The sequence below is a fragment of the Paenibacillus sp. FSL H3-0286 genome, from assembly GCF_045040705.1.
GTDB classification, from domain to species: Bacteria; Bacillota; Bacilli; order Paenibacillales; family Paenibacillaceae; genus Paenibacillus_AQ; species Paenibacillus_AQ odorifer.
In genome coordinates, this window is the sequence record NZ_CP150285.1 from 714,435 (window position 1) to 731,828 (window position 17,394).

The following is a 17,394-nucleotide window of genomic DNA, read 5'->3' on the forward strand; positions in this document are numbered from 1 at the left end:
AAGAATGGAAAAAGGAGCGTCCTACGAACTGTTATGGTTCCGTAGGGCGCTTCTTTTGTTGTGATGCTATTAGTTAGCTGGAGACACAGCTGCAGGATCACTCCAGCGTTTCAGATGTGGCAGCTGCTCCGCGAGAAGTTTACGGGCAACATTCTCGTCCATTCCTTCTTCGACCATATAGCCTGTACAAATGTCAGCCATTTCTTGCAACGAGATGTTAGGCTGTTTGAATGCGCCATTCTCATAGCAGTACACGCAGTAATCTTCGATCTTGTTGCCATTCTGGTCCGTTCCAAGCAATTCCGCCGTAGGCATTGGCATCCCACAGCTTTGACAAATTTTAAGATCTCCTTGCTCTACATGTTCATGTCCCATATTTAACACTCCTTTAAAGGTATGCAAGCTCTCGAGCGCCCGCTTTAAGTTCAGTATAGAACAATAAACCTGACGACATTCCGTCAGGTTTATTGTTAGGTTGTATATTTTGCTGCTATGCCTGCTGCAAGCTGCCCCAGCTTTTGCCGAATATGCGGTGGCTCTAAGATTTCTACATGCATCCCGAAGCTTAGCAGGAAACCATACAGCCATCCATCCTCAGGATAGTTGATGGTAACCTTGTAACCTCCATTACCGTCGGGCAGTAGCTCGGTAGAATCAAACCGCTCTTCCGCTAGATGTTTGCTTTCAGCTTTAAACTGCAAAACGATGGGTGTTGCTGTTGTTACGGTTGATCTCTGATACTCGTTGCTCCAAGGCAGCTCGCTTGCATCCACATCTTTTGCAATAAAAACTTGGGTATTCTTAACGAGCTCTTTCATGCGCAACAGCTTAAATAGACGGAAATCCTGACGATTGAGACAAAATCCATATAAGTACCATGCTTGCCCCTTTAGCACTAAAGTATAGGGCTCTACCGAACGCTGGCTTGTCTGACCCGCAGCATCCACATAATCAAAGTTTACGGTCACGCTTTCCTCAAGTGCTTCTTTTAGAGTGGCAAGCTTTTCTTCCAGAATACGTTGAAGACCCCATGGGGAGAAGTCGATGATGAGCTGAGTTGTTTTGCTGCGGAAGGCGGCGGATTGGGAGGGCGGGATTACGCTGCTGATTTTTTCCATGAGCAGAGTATGTTCATTTCCTCCATAAGACGAGACGCTCTGCAGAGCCGTGAAAATATCCGCCAGCTCACGATCCGTCAAAACATTGCGGTCCAGCCGGTATCCTTCCATAAGCCCGATCCCACCGTTCGCTCCCTGATAGGTAACGATAGGAATTCCGGCCCCATTAATGCTTTCAATATCACGATAAATCGTGCGCACAGATACCTCGAACATATCGGCTAGCTCCTTCGCCTGAATTAGGCGGCGGTTCATTAGCAGGATAACGATAGAGAGCAATCGATCTATTTTCAAAAGACAATTCCTTCTTTCCCGGAGATTTCCGTGAAGTAATGCTGTATTTCATCTTAGCAAATCCTTGAAAATAAAGCATTGTCATAAATTAATGATTCGATTAATATCTAATTAGATATATGTATAAATAGATGAAATGAGGTTTATTTTATGAATAATCACTCAGCTGTTGCGATGTTTAGGAGTCATAAGGGATATTCACGATTGTTCACAGCCGGCTTGATCAATGGAATTGGTGATCGTTTTACTAGCGTTGCAGTACTGGCGCTGGTTCTGCAGTTGACGGGATCAGGCATGGCGGTAGGGATTTCGTTAGGTGTGAGACTGTTTCCTTATTTATTTCTGGCCCCGCTTGGAGGCATACTTAGCAGCAAAATTCCACGCAAATATATCATGATAGCTACAGATATGCTGAGGGTCCCAGTAGCCTTAGCCTTTTTATGGGTGGATGGGGAGGAGAAGCTGTGGTTGTTATATATGGCAAGTTTTTTGCTGGCAGCGGGCGAAGCCATTTACAGCCCTGTTCGTAGGTCCACTATCCCCTTGCTCGTCACCAAAGATTCTCTGCTGGCCGTCAACGGACTAGAGCAGTTAATGAGCGGCTGCGTGCTGATCCTTGGAGCGTTCAGTGGAGGGGTGGTGTCGATGTGGTTTGGTCCGGAGGCAGCGTTCATTATGAATGCAGTGTCTTTTTTAATCGCAGCGATGTTAATTTACGGTATCGATTTTCCACAACATACGGAAATGGTGACGGTGGCTAAGAAGGCTACATATTCTCCTGAGGGGGACTTAGAAAAATCAGATAAAGAAGCACAATACGGTCGGCTGCGTGCTCTGAGAATGGTAATTGGCGGAAGCTTAACGTTGCAGGTCATTTTCGGTTATGAGCTGTTGGTGCCGTTGCTAAATGGTCTGGATAATGTACTGATCAGTGTCTATGCGATACAGGTATTTCACGCGGGGGATATTGGAGTGGGGGCATTTTATGCGGCGCTTGGCATCGGTCTTAGCCTTAGTTTTTTTACCTCACGTTATTTAAAAAAGGGGCTGCTGATTGTAGCCATCGGAGGGCTTTTACTAGAAGGAGTATTATTGATGGGCATCAGTGTCAGCAATCATTTTGCGGTAGCATTTATGTTATACATCCTGCTGTCATTTGCCGGGGGGACGGGGAATGCCTGTCTGGATACGCTCGTTATGCAGGAAACCCCATCTGCTATGCAGCCCTTTGTGTTTGGACTCCTGTCTGCAGTAGGAAATACGCTGCTGGGATTATCTATGCTGTTCGCCGGGTGGCTATTAGAAGGGGTAGAACCAAGAATGGTAGGGTTTGCTGGGGGAGCGGGATTTGCCATAGTTGCGCTTTTACTCGCAGGATACGCGGGGGTACGCAGCAAGAAAAAACGTACTTAAAAAGGGCGGTGGCTTCACCGTCCCTTGGAAGTTTTTTTAACCTGAGTCTGTAGCTTAATGGCAGCTTTGCGCGGGAACAGGCGGATGCTTATCTTTTTGCGGTAGCGATACAGGATTACAAGGGCAGCTATAGCTACACCGCCAGAGATAATCCATAGTGCATATAACTCGAATAAATGGAAAATACCCATCCACTGCGGACCAAATACCCGTCCTATGCCAAGAAACAGCACTACCCAGAATAACGCTCCACTATAAGCGTAGAGGGCGAATTTACGGAAGGGCAGCGCAACTATACCAGCAAAATAGCCGGTAAAGTGACGAACGCCTGGAATAAAATATCCGATGGAAATAAGGATACTGCCGTATTTCTCGAACCATTTTTGCGTTTTATCCAGCTTGGCAGGGGAGAACAGCAACCACTTTCCGTATCGCTGGATGAAGGGCATTCCGGCTTTTAAGCCGACAAAATAGGTGAGGGTCATCCCGGCTGTGGTCCCAGCAAACGCCACTAGAATCAACGTTATGAAATCAAGTCTTCCCGTATAGGAAAGAAAACCTGCAAAAGCCATGGTAGTTTCTCCGGGAAACGGCAAGGCAACGAATTCGAGCAGCAATCCAAAAAACAATACGCTATATCCATATTTGCTGAATAATTCTTGTATAAAGTTCAGCATTTCCATAAGATTCTCACTCTCCAAGGGGCAGTTGCCTTATTCTATTTTGAAGCTTGTCTTCATACAATCTACCAAATGGCTTTTGAGCCAATAGAATGCTGGAGGTAGAGAAGATGAAAGGTAACAAAAACACTCACGGCCGCCGAAACTTGATAAGCGGATTGCTTGTTATGGTTGTAATCGTCATCGTAATGCTGGGATGGAACGCAGGGGAGAGTGTAGATTCTTGGATGAATCGTTCATTACATTCCGCAAGCGCGGAGTCTGTCTCTGTTAAGAATAATCTCCCGTTAGTGGCGATGCAAGAATTGCCTCCTAAAGCAGAGTCCATTGTGACTGCTTCTCCAGAAGTTAAATTGAATTCCAGTACGGCACAAGTATCCAAGGTGTCGACAACATATTCAGCAATTACGGCCGCAAAGAAAGCTTCAAAAACGGTCTATATTACATTTGACGACGGACCGAGTGACAATACCTTCAACGTTCTAAAAATTTTACAGCAGCAAGGTGTGAAGGCGACCTTTTTTGTCCTTGGTAATCAAGCGAAAAGCCATCCAGAGCTAATTAATGCCATATGGGAACAAGGACATGCTATTGGCAATCATACCTATAATCATAATTACCATGATTTATATAGTGGATTCACTGAATTTTGGAGCCAGATTAAAAAGACCGAAGAAATTGTTCGGGGCATTACAGGGGTTCGCCCACAACTTATCCGCGCCCCGGGCGGAACCTTTGATCACTTTGATAATACCTACTTCAATTTGTTGAAGCAAGCCGGTTATATCGTTACGGATTGGACGGTGGACAGCGGGGATTCTAAACGCAAAGGGGTACCGGCGTCAGAAATCTTAAAAGAGTCAACTGCAGATCTGAAGTCCTCTCGGGTTATTCTGCTGCTGCATGATGGCGGCGGCCATCAGGAGAGTGTTAAAGCACTGCCTGATATTATTGCGCGTTATAAGGCTGCTGGGTACAGCTTTGGCCTTTTAGATGAGACGGTGGAGCCTGTACAATTCAGAGTCTCCTCAAAAGCAAATAGCTTGGGCAGAGTGAAACCTTCGGAAGCTTGGATCACCTCAAATATCATACCGAATGCAGAGCTGTTTGCGCCCGGCAAACCTTTGGTGCTGGAGGTTGGAAAGCTGGAGACGAAGCTGGCGCCAGGTGAATATGCTCTGCAAAAAGGGAAATATATGGTGCCACTTCGCGCTGTGATCGAACGGCTGGGAGGGCAGATTAATTGGGATGCGGGCAGTCGCAGTGGGAAGATTGCCTGGAACGGCAAAGATATCATCGCGGATGTGGCGAACAAGGAACTCCTGTTAAATCTTCCTGATCATGTTCAAAAGATAAACGGTGCCAGTGTGGAGATGATTGGCGGTTCTATCTGGGTATCGCTGCGTGAGCTGCTGGAGACAGCCGATCATCCTCCTTTAAATATAAGCGTGACGGAAGGTGAGCGCCGGGTAATAGCCTTCTGAGATTTAGCGCTCAGGCAGTTTTTTTAAAAGAAAAAAACAATGTCTGGGCACCCTTTTTCATGGGAAGAATAGATAGTAATAAGTTCCTCAGCTGGGAACAAGTCTAGACCCAAAGGAAGGGTGTTCGTTCCATTGTCCTCTTCAAAAAAAGTAGAACACAAATTAAATAACAAGACTGAAAGAGTTAGAAGCTATCCGCGTAGCCGTAGTGCGTTGGCTGAATGGCTGCGGATGCTGACTGTGGCTGGAATTATAGGTGTTTTATATGCATGGCGCGGAGGCGCATCACTCTTATTTCTGCTGATCGCTGTAGGCGTTATCATGGTTGGCGGACTGATTGTTCAACTTTCAGGTCCACGGGCGATAAAGATTGAACGGACAATCACTCCAGTAAAACCGATAGCTGGAAGTACACTGCTTGTGAAGGTACGGGTGAATTTCTCTGCCCGGCTTCCACTGCCATGGCTGACTATCGCTGATTTTTGGAGGGATAGAGGACATCACAAGCTACTGTTTCCGGGATTCAGACGCTCTTTTGAATACACCTACCTTCTTGAGAATATGCCGCGGGGACATCATCATTTGCAGGGCTGTAGAGTAACTTGGGGAGATTTGCCCGGCTGGTTCACAGGCCGATCTGAGCCTGCTGAAGAGCATAGCGTTAAAGTGCTGCCAGCCCCCCTATATTATGGCGGAGCAGTCCCGGATAGCGGCTTTATTAGCGGTAATTCGCTCTATTCCAGAAGGGGAAGAAGCAGCAATGATGAGACCATGGAATCGCGGGAATATGAGCCCGGTGATCCGCTTAGCCGAATTCATTGGAAGAACAGCGCCCGGCTAGGAAATCTGCAGAGCAAAGTTCCAGAGCGTGAAAAGGCAAGAATGAGCTGTATCGTGTTGGCTAATGATCCCAAAAGCTATGAGATTCCAGCCAATGCACTTACACCTCGTGGCAGTCGGGAGGAGCAGCCTCCGGTATTTGAGAAGGCGGTGTCAACGGCGATGGGGCTGATGCTCTTTGCTGAGCAGTCAGGTGCTTATGTCCAGTTATTTAGCGGAGGCTGGCCGGAAGGAATGGCTAGGCATGAAGGACTGGGTAAAATCCCAGGGAGAGTGCTGGATATTCTAACTGATATTTCTCCGAATGGAACAAGAACCCTGTCCGAGCTGTTGGAGGATGCTTCTAGAGGCTGGATTCCGGGAATGACCGTTGCTATAGTGACCGGAAGATTAGAGGAACAATCCGCTAAGGTTATCGCTAAATTCTTAGTGCAAGGTGTAAAAGTTGAGCTCTATTATGCTTGGGATCAGCCAGCTCCGCTGCCTGCTGAGGTAATGCTGCAGGAGATCCGCCAGCCTGTGCGGGGAACGGTCGGGGATAGTCTGGGTCGTCTGGGAGCACGGATGTTTTGTCTGGATGATGCATTGCCAGCTTACAGGCTCAGGGAGGTAGAGTACCATGAATCATCCGGAAAACCAACGCTACGGTAAGCGGATACCGGGTGACACAAGCTTCTCTATGAATGAGCACAGTGGGAAGGAACCAAAGCAGCTCCATTTGGAAAAACTGGAGAACAGTCATGCCGGTAAACAGAGAAAGATACCTCTGTATTATCGCATGCTGTTCTCTTTGGCTATTTTGGGGCTGTTTTTAGAATGGCTGCTCCCTTTATATAGAACGACTTCATTGGAAGATACTGCTAGATTGCTGCAGATTCTGATGATTTCTGCTGCCGTGCTGTTGATGTGGGGAATCCTTCAGATTCCCGGGTGGCTATTGCTAAGTATCCAATGTTTGATGATCGGCACAGCTTGGCTATATCTATGCAGCGAGGGCGTAGGGACAGGATGGCTGGGCATTTATGCAGTAGAAATTCCAAATGATCTGATTTTGCTCTTTTCCGGGCATGTCTCTCAGCTAAGCGAGATCAGCAGACTTTTGATTTTGATTGTTGGCTGGGGGCTGCTGGTATCTTCGGTGCAGCAGCTTGCACTTTTCAGAGGAAGCACGCTGCTGTTTACGGCGGTGACCCTCATTTATCTATTAGTTCTGGATATTGGCTTTGGCGTTAATACGACAACGGATGTTGTAATATCAGTCGGGCTTATTGTATGGATGCAAGCAATGAGTGGTTTGCTCCGTCTGCGGGAACGGGTGGGCAGCATTCACCTGCCGTATGCCCGATGGGGAGTTTTGGCATTAGCGGCTGCTATATTCGTCATGATGACAGCATGGTTTGGTGGGCAGGTATATGAAGTACGACCGCCTAACCAAACTACACTCCAGTCAACCTTTGAAAAGCTGCAGGAATGGGCTTCGGGCCATATGCCGGAAGATAATGAGGCTATACCTGCAGGAACAACAGGGTATAGTACAAATGATGGAGAACTGGGTGCTCCATTATCACGCAATACCGAGCCAGTCTTCACAGCGTTGACCAGTCAGCGTACCTATTGGCGCGGGGAGAGCATTGCCTATTATGACGGTCGCCGTTGGATCAGAGGGGGTGAGGAGTTTACTCCGCTTAACTTGTCCAGCCTGCCTCAGATTCCGGCGACGGTAACCACTACTAATGGGGGGCGGACTTTGCAACAGCGGATACAATTTGCTATTCCCTCTTCCGGTGGAATTCCTGTATTCAATGCGGGTACCATAACGGATGTTGAGACAGTTCAACTATCCAATGGCAGCCAGCTTGGTTATGTTCTGGCGAATAAGGACAGGGATACCTTTCGTCTGCCAGATTCGGTGGGGTCAACTCGGATCACTGAGTATATAGTTGATTCTATACTTCCCGAGAGTAATCCAGTACTGCTGCGCGGTTTGGGTGACGCTGATCCACAAGAAATAAAGAATAAATACTTGCAGCTGCCTGATTTATTACCTGAGCGAGTGAAAGCTCTGGCAGAGAAGCTCACAGCTTCCTCGGGCAACCGATATGATTCCGCAACCGCCATTCGGGATTATTTGCAAAACGGGTATTCTTACACGCTGGATACCATGGTTCCGCCAGCTGGGGCTGATTTTGTGGATCATTTCCTGTTTGAGACCAAACAGGGTTACTGTGTGCATTTTGCCACAGCGATGACCGTATTGCTGCGAAGCACAGGTATTCCAGCGCGGTATGTTCAAGGCTACGGACCTGGAACCCAGCAGGAGGAAGCCATGCCGGCGAAGTATTTAGTCACCCAAGGGGATGCGCATGCTTGGGTAGAGGTTTATTTTGCCGGCGCAGGTTGGGTTCCTTTCGATCCGACGCCGGGTCCTGCGCTTGCGGCTGGCTTCCCTGCGCCGGCACGGCCTGCTGCCGCAGCAGTCGCACCGCAAGCAACGCGCAGCGCGGAACTGCCCGCCCTGCCGCTGGCGGGCGGGCCCTTTTCAGCGCCGCTCGCTGCCGCGGCGCTGCTTCCCGCCGCCGCTTGGCGCTGGCGGCGCAGCCTGGCTCTGCTGCTGGCCGCGCGTCGCGGCAGCAGCTTGAGCCGGGAGAGGCAGCTGCGCGCGGCCTCTCTGGCTTGGCACGGGCTGGCGGAGCGGTTTGGACCGCCGCCGCCCGGCGTTACTGGCAGGGAGTATGTGGACTCCCTGCGGATTTACGATGCCGGACTAGACGTAGCCGTCCGGCAGTTTGTCCGCCAGTGGGAGACCCTGGCGTACGCGCCAGCTTCGGCCTCCACAGCCGTGATCTCTGCCCGCGACAATCCCGTAGACTCCGCTCCCGCCCTTGGCGGCGAACCTGCGGCTTCTGATGCGGCCGCGTTTATTCGCGAATGTCTGCTCATTACCTTCCGTTTAACATAAACGGCTAAGAACGCTTAGATCCGCTATCTAATTTATGCCATAGCAAGGAAGGTTCTGCATGAAGTTTTATCACTCTCTGATTATGAGAGGCGTGTCCTCCTTTCCTTGACGATGAGAATTAACCATGAGTATAATGAATCCAATAATCAAGGGAGGCACGTAATGAACAAGCCAAATGAAATTATCGTCGTTCTCGATTTTGGGGGACAATACAACCAACTTATCGCGCGCAGAATTCGGGACCTGGGAGTATACAGCGAACTTTTGCCGTACAATACGCCAGTTGACAAGATTAAAGCACTTTCGCCTAAAGGAATTGTCTTCTCCGGCGGACCTAGCAGTGTATACGCTGAAGATGCACCACACGTAGATCCGGCTATTTATGATCTAGGAGTGCCGATCTTCGGTATTTGTTATGGTATGCAGCTGATGGCTCATCAGCTTGATGGTAAAGTAGAACGTTCGGCTAAACGGGAATATGGTAAAGCTGATGTTGACTTTGCAGAAGGAACTGCTTTAGTTGCAGGATTGGAGAACCGCCAGACTGTATGGATGAGCCACGGTGACCATGTAGTTGAGCTTCCAACAGGCTTCAAGCTGGATGCAGGTACAGAAAGTGCTCCAATTGCAGCAATGAGCAACGCGGAGCGCAAACTGTTCGCTGTGCAATTCCACCCAGAAGTACGTCACTCCGTTCAAGGTAACGAGATGATCTCGAACTTCTTATACCAAGTTTGTGGTTGCGACGGCAAATGGACAATGGAATCGTTTATCGATGAAGCCGTTCAAGATATTCGCAATCAAGTCGGAGATAAAAAAGTACTCTGCGCTCTTAGTGGCGGAGTGGATTCTTCCGTTGTGGCTATGCTTATCCACCGTGCAATCGGAGATCAATTGACCTGTATGTTTATTGACCACGGCCTTCTGCGTAAAGGTGAAGCAGAAAGCGTTATGGAGACTTTCGTAGGCAAATTCGATATTCATGTAGTGAAAATCGATGCACGCGATCGCTTCATGAGCAAACTTGCAGGTGTTGAAGACCCTGAGCAAAAACGTAAAATCATTGGTAACGAGTTTATCTACTGCTTCGACGAAGAGTCAGCTAAGCTCGGAGATTTTTCATTCCTTGCACAAGGTACGCTTTATACGGATATCGTTGAGAGTGGAACAGCTACAGCGCAAACCATTAAATCCCACCACAATGTGGGCGGCCTGCCAGAAGATATGAAATTCAGCTTGATCGAGCCGCTAAACACCTTGTTTAAGGACGAAGTTCGTAAACTCGGTGAAGAGCTTGGCATGCCACGTGCGATCGTATGGCGTCAGCCTTTCCCAGGTCCAGGTCTTGCTATTCGTGTCTTGGGTGAAGTAACAGAGGACAAGCTTACCATCGTTCGTGATTCTGACTACATTCTGCAAGAAGAAATTGCTAAAGCGGGATTAGACCGTGAAATTTGGCAATACTTCACTGCCCTGCCTAACATGAAGAGTGTCGGAGTTATGGGTGATGCTCGTACGTATTCCTACACAGTAGGTGTTCGTGCAGTAACTTCCATCGATGGCATGACCGCTGACTGGGCACGTATCCCATGGGATGTTCTTGAGAAAATCTCTGTACGTATTGTCAACGAAGTTGAGAATGTAAACCGCGTAGTGTATGACATTACTTCGAAACCACCTGCAACCATTGAGTGGGAATAGCATATAACAATAAGAAACCTGCAGCTCCTTATTTATTAAGGGACTGCAGGTTTTTTTATTAACCGTGAAGCTTGTGACGGACCCTATATAGCAACTTTAGAGAATGTGATAAACTGGGAAAAATATACTTACAGGAGCCATTAGAATGGGATTCTCACTTATTGGAACACTAATAGCTATGGTTATTCTTGCCCCAAGTTTACTGATGATTAAGTTTCCGCCCGATCATGTTCCCAGCGGTTTAAAAGATGCCGGCATCGTCTACACCCTTTTGGAGAGAGTAGGGCAGTTGGGGTGTATAGCCATTCTTGCGATTTCAAAGGATAACTTTGAAAATGTAGAATTCGGGATCTGGGCTGCACTTATCTTTGTGTTTATCACGATTTATTACGGTTTATGGATTCGTTATATGGTTAAGGGACAGCAATTCAGATTATTATGGGCTCCATTATTGTTTCTTCCGATTCCCATGGCAGTTCTCCCTGTTTGTGCATTTGGATTTGCGGCTATATGGGGCAGATCTTTCTGGTTGGGTATTGCAGTGATTTGTTTAGCTATAGGGCATTTTGCTAATTCTTGGCATAGCTATCAGTATTCCAAAGGGCAATAAGCCAGGGAACATCGAAATTGTTTTATAGGGAAAAATACCCATTTGATAAGGCTTTTGATAGTTAATAAGCTGCATGATTTAAAGGATTTTGGGGTTGAAGTTAAAGATAAAATTGTATGAATTACGAACAATAGAAAAAATAAAGTCGAAAATGTTCGCTTTTTTCATTGACAACTTATGTGATGTCCACCTAAAATGATAAAGCACAACAACATAATTCTTTCGTATATTTCCGGGAATAGGCCTGGAAGTTTCTACGAGGTCACCGTAATGACCTGGCTACGATTAAGAAGAGCTGAGCAACCCGTATTGTCCTGAATCTAGGGCTATAGTCATGGGTGCTACTCTTTTTTTCGAGCCGGTGTCGATCAGATACCGGCTTTTTGTTGCTGTCAGCCACAACATACCTTAGGGGGAGAACAATTTGAATCGGTTTTTCAAGTTGAAAGAGAACGGCACTACAGTACGTACAGAGATAATGGCCGGCTTGACTACGTTCATGGCTATGGCTTACATCCTGTCGGTTAATCCGAGCACATTAACAGCATTTGGCCGCATCGATATGGGCTGGTACTCTGTATTTCTAGCGACTGCGCTGGCAGCAGGTATTTTCACCATTGCAATGGGCGTGTTTATAAACTTTCCAGTAGCATTGGCACCAGGTATGGGACTTAATGCATACTTTGCTTCCGTAATTTTGTCTTCTGCAACCTCAGAACATCCATTCACTTGGCAAATGGGTCTGACCGCAGTATTTATTTCCGGTTTGATCTTCATCCTGCTTACGGTTACCCGAGTGCGGCAGATCTTACTGACAGCCATTCCTGACAGCTTGAAGCATGCCATTACCGTAGGTATCGGGATGTTCATTACAATCCTTGGGCTTAAGAACAGTGGTTTGATGACGATTGGTGTCGAAGCTGGTAAAGATATTTCCGCCAATACATTCACAGATGTCCTATCCTTTGAAACAATTATTCATATGGGTAGCCTAGAGAACACTGATGTACAATTGGTAATTATCGGATTGCTTCTTATTTCCATCCTGATGGTACTGCAAGTTAAAGGTGCGATTTTATTCGGTATCTTGGGTACAACCCTCGCGGGTATACTGATGGGTGTAGTTGATTTTGGCTCTTTGTCCAGTCCGACAACCCCTTGGGTGCCTGACCTGACGCAATTGAACTTTTTCGAATTTGACTGGGATGGAATCCTGCACACCGGTATTGTTTCAGCAATCGCAACATTCACTTTTGTAGAATTGTTCGATACATTTGGTACACTTGTAGGTACTGCTCAACGCGCTGGTATTATGGACAACCCTGAAGAAGGTAACAAACGTGTAGGTAATGCAATGTTTGTCGATGCCATCGCTGTAGCTGGTGGTGCGGCATTGGGTACTTCCACTACTACTGCTTTTGTAGAAAGCGCGGCAGGTGTTGCTGAAGGTGGACGTACAGGTCTTACAGCTGTAACAACGGGTGTGTGCTTCTTGCTTGCGTTATTCCTTGCACCAATAGTGGCTCTGATCCCTGGATCTGCTACAGCCGCAGCATTGATTGTCGTAGGTGTGCTCATGGCACAATCGATTCGCGAAATTGATTTTCAAGATATGGTTGTTGCGATTCCAGCGTTCCTTACTCTAGTAATCATGCCTTTCACTTATAATATTGCTAATGGTATTTCCTTTGGTATCGTAACTTATGTAATCCTTGCTTGTGTAGCTAACCTTGCTGGCAAGAAAAAATACGATATTCACTGGATGATGTGGGTACTTGCTATTCTGATTATTCTCCGTTATGTATTTCTTGGTAGTGCGGGCTAACTCATATATAGCATACAGATGTGCATTCAACGGCTCCTTCATAACTGAGGGGGCCCTTTTTTTATATTTTTGTTGGCACTTAACCATTCAGGCTAGTCTATGTTTCTAGCTTTTCATCATCTATGATTTAGATTATATTGTTGAAGAGGTGATGTTCAGGACGAGGCAGCCTTGGCGTTAGAGTCCAATTTGTTCCCTCCTTGATCCTGATCTCTGTTGATTTTGTACTGAAAATACTTCAAACCCCTAGGTGGTCCTATGGTCTTACCATTTTGTTAGTTCTCTCGCTTTATGCTGATAGAATGGCCTGTTTTTTTGCTCCGGTATTTGCTTTAGCCACTGCGATTCTTCTATTCTATATAAGAGTCTATATAAGAGCCTTGAAGCTTAGAGCGATCCTATGGAATGGAATATTGTGGATGGAAGGGTCTGCGATCCAGATAAGGTTAACATACCCTATATTTATATGCTCTTTTATGAGAAAATCAATCCAAATGATTTCTTAGCAACGGTGAAATACACTAATTCGGGAGTTGTTTTTCAGAAGGGATATGCTTTTGGCTGGACTAAGATGAATATAGGACGAGGTGAGGTTGGGACGATGATCAAGAGTACACGTGCGGCCGTAATGACTGTATTGATGCTGTTATTGTTTGTGCTTCCTGTAACAAGCATTTATGCAGAGGGGAATCTATTGCAGAACCCTGGCTTTGAGGAGGGGGGAGATGATGCGCCTTCTAACTGGACTAAGGATATGTGGATTTCAGGAGATAATTCAGGCCTACTTTCAATCCAATCGGAGGAAGTTCATTCCGGCAGCAAGGCGGCAGTCATTGAGAATATCGAGCCCAATCATTCGAAATGGGTGCAGACGATTGAGGCTACGCCGAATAGTTATTATAAAATCTCTGGATGGATCAAAGTAGTAAGTACAGCAGGGGAGGGAATGGGCGCCAACATTCTTGCCGTTGGAGTAGGCGGGGGGTATCCCAGCGTAACTGATACGGCAGGTGAATGGCAGTATCTTGAATATATCGGCCAGACAGGACCGGAGCAGAAGTCATTTGGCATAGGCGCAAGTCTGGGCGGCTACTCTAGCTTGATTCAAGGTAAGGCTTATTTTGATGATTTTGCTGTAGAAAAATTAGACGCGGCTCCTGAAGGGGCTAACGTCATTTCGCTGGATAGTTCAGCGGTTAGTCCAGATGCCGGCGACAAAAAGGCAGACACTCCACATAAAGTATCTCCAACTAAGATGTTGCTGATTTCAGCGCTGTTTAGCGTGTTTTTTGCAGTGCTTTATACTAAGGCATTCCGTAGTGAGAAGCTTATGAAGCAGCCTGAGAATATTTATTCCAAATGGCTGAGCATTGCCATCGGAATTGCTTTTATCCTGAGAGTGTGGATTGGTCTTACCGCGCAAGGATATCAGAATGATATGAATACCTTTATTTCTTGGGGACAGCGTATGGTGGATTTAGGCCCAGGCAAATTTTATGAAGAAGGTTATTTTGCCGATTATCCTCCTGGCTATTTGTACATATTGTACGTGCTTAGCGCCATTCGTGGCGTTTTAGGATTCACTCAGGGCTCAGGTGGAGAGAATTTGCTCTTCAAGCTCCCTGCGATCCTTTCTGATTTGGTACTCGGCTACTTCATTTATCAAATGTCACGCAAAAAACTCGGCACAGGAATAGCTTTCGGCTTAATGTTGTTGTTTCTGTTTAATCCAGCGGTACTTATTAATTCAGCGGCTTGGGGACAAGCAGATTCATTCTTTTTGATCTTCCTGCTGCTCAGTATCCATGGCGCTGCGAACAAAAAGTTTGTCCGCTCCGCAATTTTGTTTGCCTTAGCGACGCTAATTAAACCGCAAGCGTTGATATTCACGCCGGTATTGTTGTTTGCTTTTTATCATCACCGCGCTTGGAAGCAGCTTGGATTCGGAGCTTTGTATGGATTAGGGATCTTCGGATTGCTTGCGGCACCGTTTTTCTGGAATAACGGAGGTCTGGTAGGGATTATTGATCTTTACAAGAGTACGTTATCTTCCTATCCGTATTCTTCAGTGAATGCATTTAATCTGTATGCACTGACTGATCCGATGTGGTCATCCCTTGATCTAACCTGGCTTGGCATTCCATACCGTGTATGGGGCTTCATATTTATTTTAGTGGCTGTAGCTGTTGCGGCATTTTATTCCTTTAAAAAGGATCGCTTGGATCTGACCAAATCCTATTTTATCGGGATGGTGCTTATAGTAGTGGTCTTTGTGCTTGGCACCAAAATGCATGAACGTTATATGTTCCCTGCTCTTATTCTTTGTTTGTTTACTTATATAGAAAGTCGGGACCGCCGCTTTTTATCGCTATTTCTCGGATTCAGCTTAACGCAATACATCAATGTGGCGTACACCTTATCCCACCTGAATGCAGATGTTAGCCCGGGTGCAGACGGAATCGTATTAGTGACTGCTATAGCTAATCTAGCATTGCTGCTTTATATGCTGAATATCGGATACGATGTGTATGTCCGCAAGGGAATAAAACCTCTTCCAGCGCCAATTACACCGGAAGAACAGTATGAAGAAGATTTGAGAGTTGTCGGGCAAATTAAACCGCATCAGAAGGGAGGGCGATTTAACGATGAAGTTTAAGCGTATAGATTGGATATGCATAATAGCTATCACGGCCGTTTACGCAGCGCTTGCTTTATATAATCTTGGCTCTACTAAATCTCCAGAGACCTTATGGGAGCCTGCTGCCAGTGGTGAAAGCTTCTATGTAGATTTGGGGCAGAGTAAACCATTGGAACGGGTCAATATCTTTGGTGGCGTGGGAACGGGTAAGTTCAAGCTGGAATTCAGCGACAATCCTGAGGTCTGGAGCAGTCCGATGGATGTCAGTGAGGATGTCGGGAATGTCTTCATCTGGAAAAGCCAACCCCTGAACGTTACAGCGAGATATGTGAAGTTAACAGTTACCTCTCCAGGGTTCACTTTGAACGAAATGGCCTTTTATGAGCAGGGGGGAGAAAGAATCCCCCTTCCTATTGCCGGTGTGACACCGGATGCTAACGCAGTACCTAAAAGAGGAGCAGCGGCCAATCTTTTTGACGAGCAGGCGCTCATTCCGGAATATTCTAACTTTATGAATAGCACTTATTTTGACGAGATCTATCATGCGCGAACAGCTTATGAATATACACACGGGATAGTGCCTTACGAGAATACGCATCCACCGCTTGGCAAGCTTTTGATTGCCATAGGTATGGAGCTGTTCGGAGTCAATCCATTCGGCTGGCGTATTATCGGAACCTTGTTCGGAGTTGCCATGTTACCTCTTATATATGTAATGGCGCTGCGTTTGTTTAAGAAAAGCAAATACGCCGCCCTCGCGGCAGGATTGTTTGCGCTGGATTTCATGCATTTCACACAGACAAGAATCTCCACGATTGACGTATACGGAGTATTCTTCATTATGTTGATGTTCTATTTTATGCAGCGGTATTACACAATGAATTTCTACAAGCAGCCTTTAAGAAAAACATTAATTCCGTTATTCTGGTCTGGCTTATTCTTCGGAATCGGCGTAGCTTCGAAATGGATTGTGCTCTATGGAGGAGCAGGGCTGGCCATTATGCTGGCTATCTCCCTTTTTGAACGCTACAGAGAATACCAAGCCTCCGGACGCCTGCTGGCAGAGGGGAAGATTAAAGACAAGGAATTGCTGGGCACCTGTCGTGAAGCAGTAGATTCTTTTTGGAAAAAGACTATTATTACGTTGGCTAGTTGTATCGGGTTCTTTGTAATTATTCCAGTAATTATTTATAGCTTATCTTTTGTGCCGGGGTTATCTGCATCAGCAGAGGGCTTCACTATAAAAGGTTTGATTGATTCCCAAAAGAATATGTACAACTACCACAGCCAGCTTGTAGCTACACATCCTTTTGCTTCCTCATGGTGGCAATGGCCGTTTATGAAGAGACCGGTCTGGTTCTTTAGCGGCGGTGAAGGTTTGCCGGAAGGTCAGGTCAGCAGTATAGTGACTATGGGGAATCCGCTTATCTGGTGGACGGGTATTTTTGCGATGTTGGCAACGCTGTGGATTACGCTGAAACGTAAAGATAAGAACCTCTACATGATCTGGATCGCCTTCTTCTCGCAATATGTTCCGTGGATGCTTGTCCCAAGAGAAACATTTATTTACCATTATTTTGCTATGGTGCCATTTATGATTCTTGGTATTGTATATATAATGAAGTTGCTGGATAGTAAATTCCCTGAGGCCCGTTACGTACAGTATGTCTATGTAGCTGTTGCTTTGCTGCTCTTTATTGCTTTCTACCCGGTACTGTCAGGGATGCAGGTCAGTGGAGATTACGTGAAAGATATGCTGCGTTGGTTCCCAACTTGGGTTTTCTAGGATTTAATAAAAATCTATAAAATAAGTTTATGCATGCAGCGTTATT

12 protein-coding genes and 1 riboswitch are annotated in these 17,394 nt (G+C 46.4%); of the genes, 9 read left to right on the top strand and 3 right to left on the bottom strand.

The window, feature by feature from the left end; translation table 11 throughout:
• Positions 1–69: 69 nt before the first annotated feature.
• Positions 70–375: a zinc ribbon domain-containing protein gene (locus MHB37_RS03130; RefSeq protein ID WP_076282483.1), complete on the bottom strand. Its 306-nt coding sequence runs from the start codon at positions 373–375 to the stop codon at positions 70–72.
• Positions 376–470: 95 nt separating this feature from the next.
• Positions 471–1,412 (bottom strand): YafY family protein, encoded by a 942-nt coding sequence (locus MHB37_RS03135; RefSeq protein ID WP_076130530.1) that lies wholly within the window; start codon positions 1,410–1,412, stop codon positions 471–473.
• A 150-nt stretch (positions 1,413–1,562) separates the two neighbouring features.
• Here MHB37_RS03135 and MHB37_RS03140 point away from each other — a divergent pair, with 150 nt between their 5' ends.
• Positions 1,563–2,825, top strand: coding sequence for an MFS transporter (locus MHB37_RS03140; RefSeq protein ID WP_405168915.1), 1,263 nt, complete (start codon positions 1,563–1,565; stop codon positions 2,823–2,825).
• A 14-nt stretch (positions 2,826–2,839) separates the two neighbouring features.
• Here MHB37_RS03140 and MHB37_RS03145 read toward each other — a convergent pair whose 3' ends face one another.
• The gene (locus MHB37_RS03145) at positions 2,840–3,508 is read right to left on the bottom strand and encodes a DedA family protein (protein WP_076106058.1); all 669 of its coding nucleotides are present in this window, start codon (positions 3,506–3,508) and stop codon (positions 2,840–2,842) included.
• A gap of 107 nt (positions 3,509–3,615) precedes the next feature.
• Between MHB37_RS03145 and MHB37_RS03150 the strand changes: the two genes are divergently transcribed.
• From MHB37_RS03150 to MHB37_RS03185, 8 genes are all read left to right on the top strand, one after another.
• Positions 3,616–4,989 carry a polysaccharide deacetylase gene (locus tag MHB37_RS03150; RefSeq protein WP_076307385.1) on the top strand — a complete coding sequence of 458 codons (1,374 nt, stop codon included), beginning with the start codon at positions 3,616–3,618 and terminating at the stop codon, positions 4,987–4,989.
• A 132-nt stretch (positions 4,990–5,121) separates the two neighbouring features.
• The gene (locus tag MHB37_RS03155) at positions 5,122–6,480 is read left to right on the top strand and encodes a DUF58 domain-containing protein (RefSeq protein WP_312151174.1); all 1,359 of its coding nucleotides are present in this window, start codon (positions 5,122–5,124) and stop codon (positions 6,478–6,480) included.
• A complete protein-coding gene (locus tag MHB37_RS03160; protein WP_405168916.1) occupies positions 6,449–8,788 on the top strand; it encodes a transglutaminase domain-containing protein in 2,340 nt (779 codons plus the stop codon). The genes MHB37_RS03155 and MHB37_RS03160 overlap by 32 nt, the downstream gene beginning before the upstream one ends.
• A gap of 162 nt (positions 8,789–8,950) precedes the next feature.
• Entirely contained in the window at positions 8,951–10,489 is a 1,539-nt protein-coding gene (gene guaA, locus MHB37_RS03165) for a glutamine-hydrolyzing GMP synthase (protein ID WP_036679874.1), read from the top strand.
• Between the two features lie 145 nt (positions 10,490–10,634).
• Positions 10,635–11,099 carry a hypothetical protein gene (locus MHB37_RS03170; RefSeq protein WP_076106071.1) on the top strand — a complete coding sequence of 155 codons (465 nt, stop codon included), beginning with the start codon at positions 10,635–10,637 and terminating at the stop codon, positions 11,097–11,099.
• Positions 11,100–11,301: 202 nt separating this feature from the next.
• Positions 11,302–11,401, top strand: a riboswitch (purine riboswitch).
• Positions 11,402–11,523: 122 nt separating this feature from the next.
• A complete protein-coding gene (locus tag MHB37_RS03175; RefSeq protein WP_036679893.1) occupies positions 11,524–12,924 on the top strand; it encodes an NCS2 family permease in 1,401 nt (466 codons plus the stop codon).
• Positions 12,925–13,324: 400 nt separating this feature from the next.
• Positions 13,325–15,580: a glycosyltransferase 87 family protein gene (locus MHB37_RS03180; protein ID WP_076195066.1), complete on the top strand. Its 2,256-nt coding sequence runs from the start codon at positions 13,325–13,327 to the stop codon at positions 15,578–15,580.
• Positions 15,570–17,348 (top strand): phospholipid carrier-dependent glycosyltransferase, encoded by a 1,779-nt coding sequence (locus MHB37_RS03185; protein WP_076195064.1) that lies wholly within the window; start codon positions 15,570–15,572, stop codon positions 17,346–17,348. Before MHB37_RS03180 ends, MHB37_RS03185 begins: the two co-directional genes overlap by 11 nt.
• Positions 17,349–17,394 lie beyond the last annotated feature (46 nt).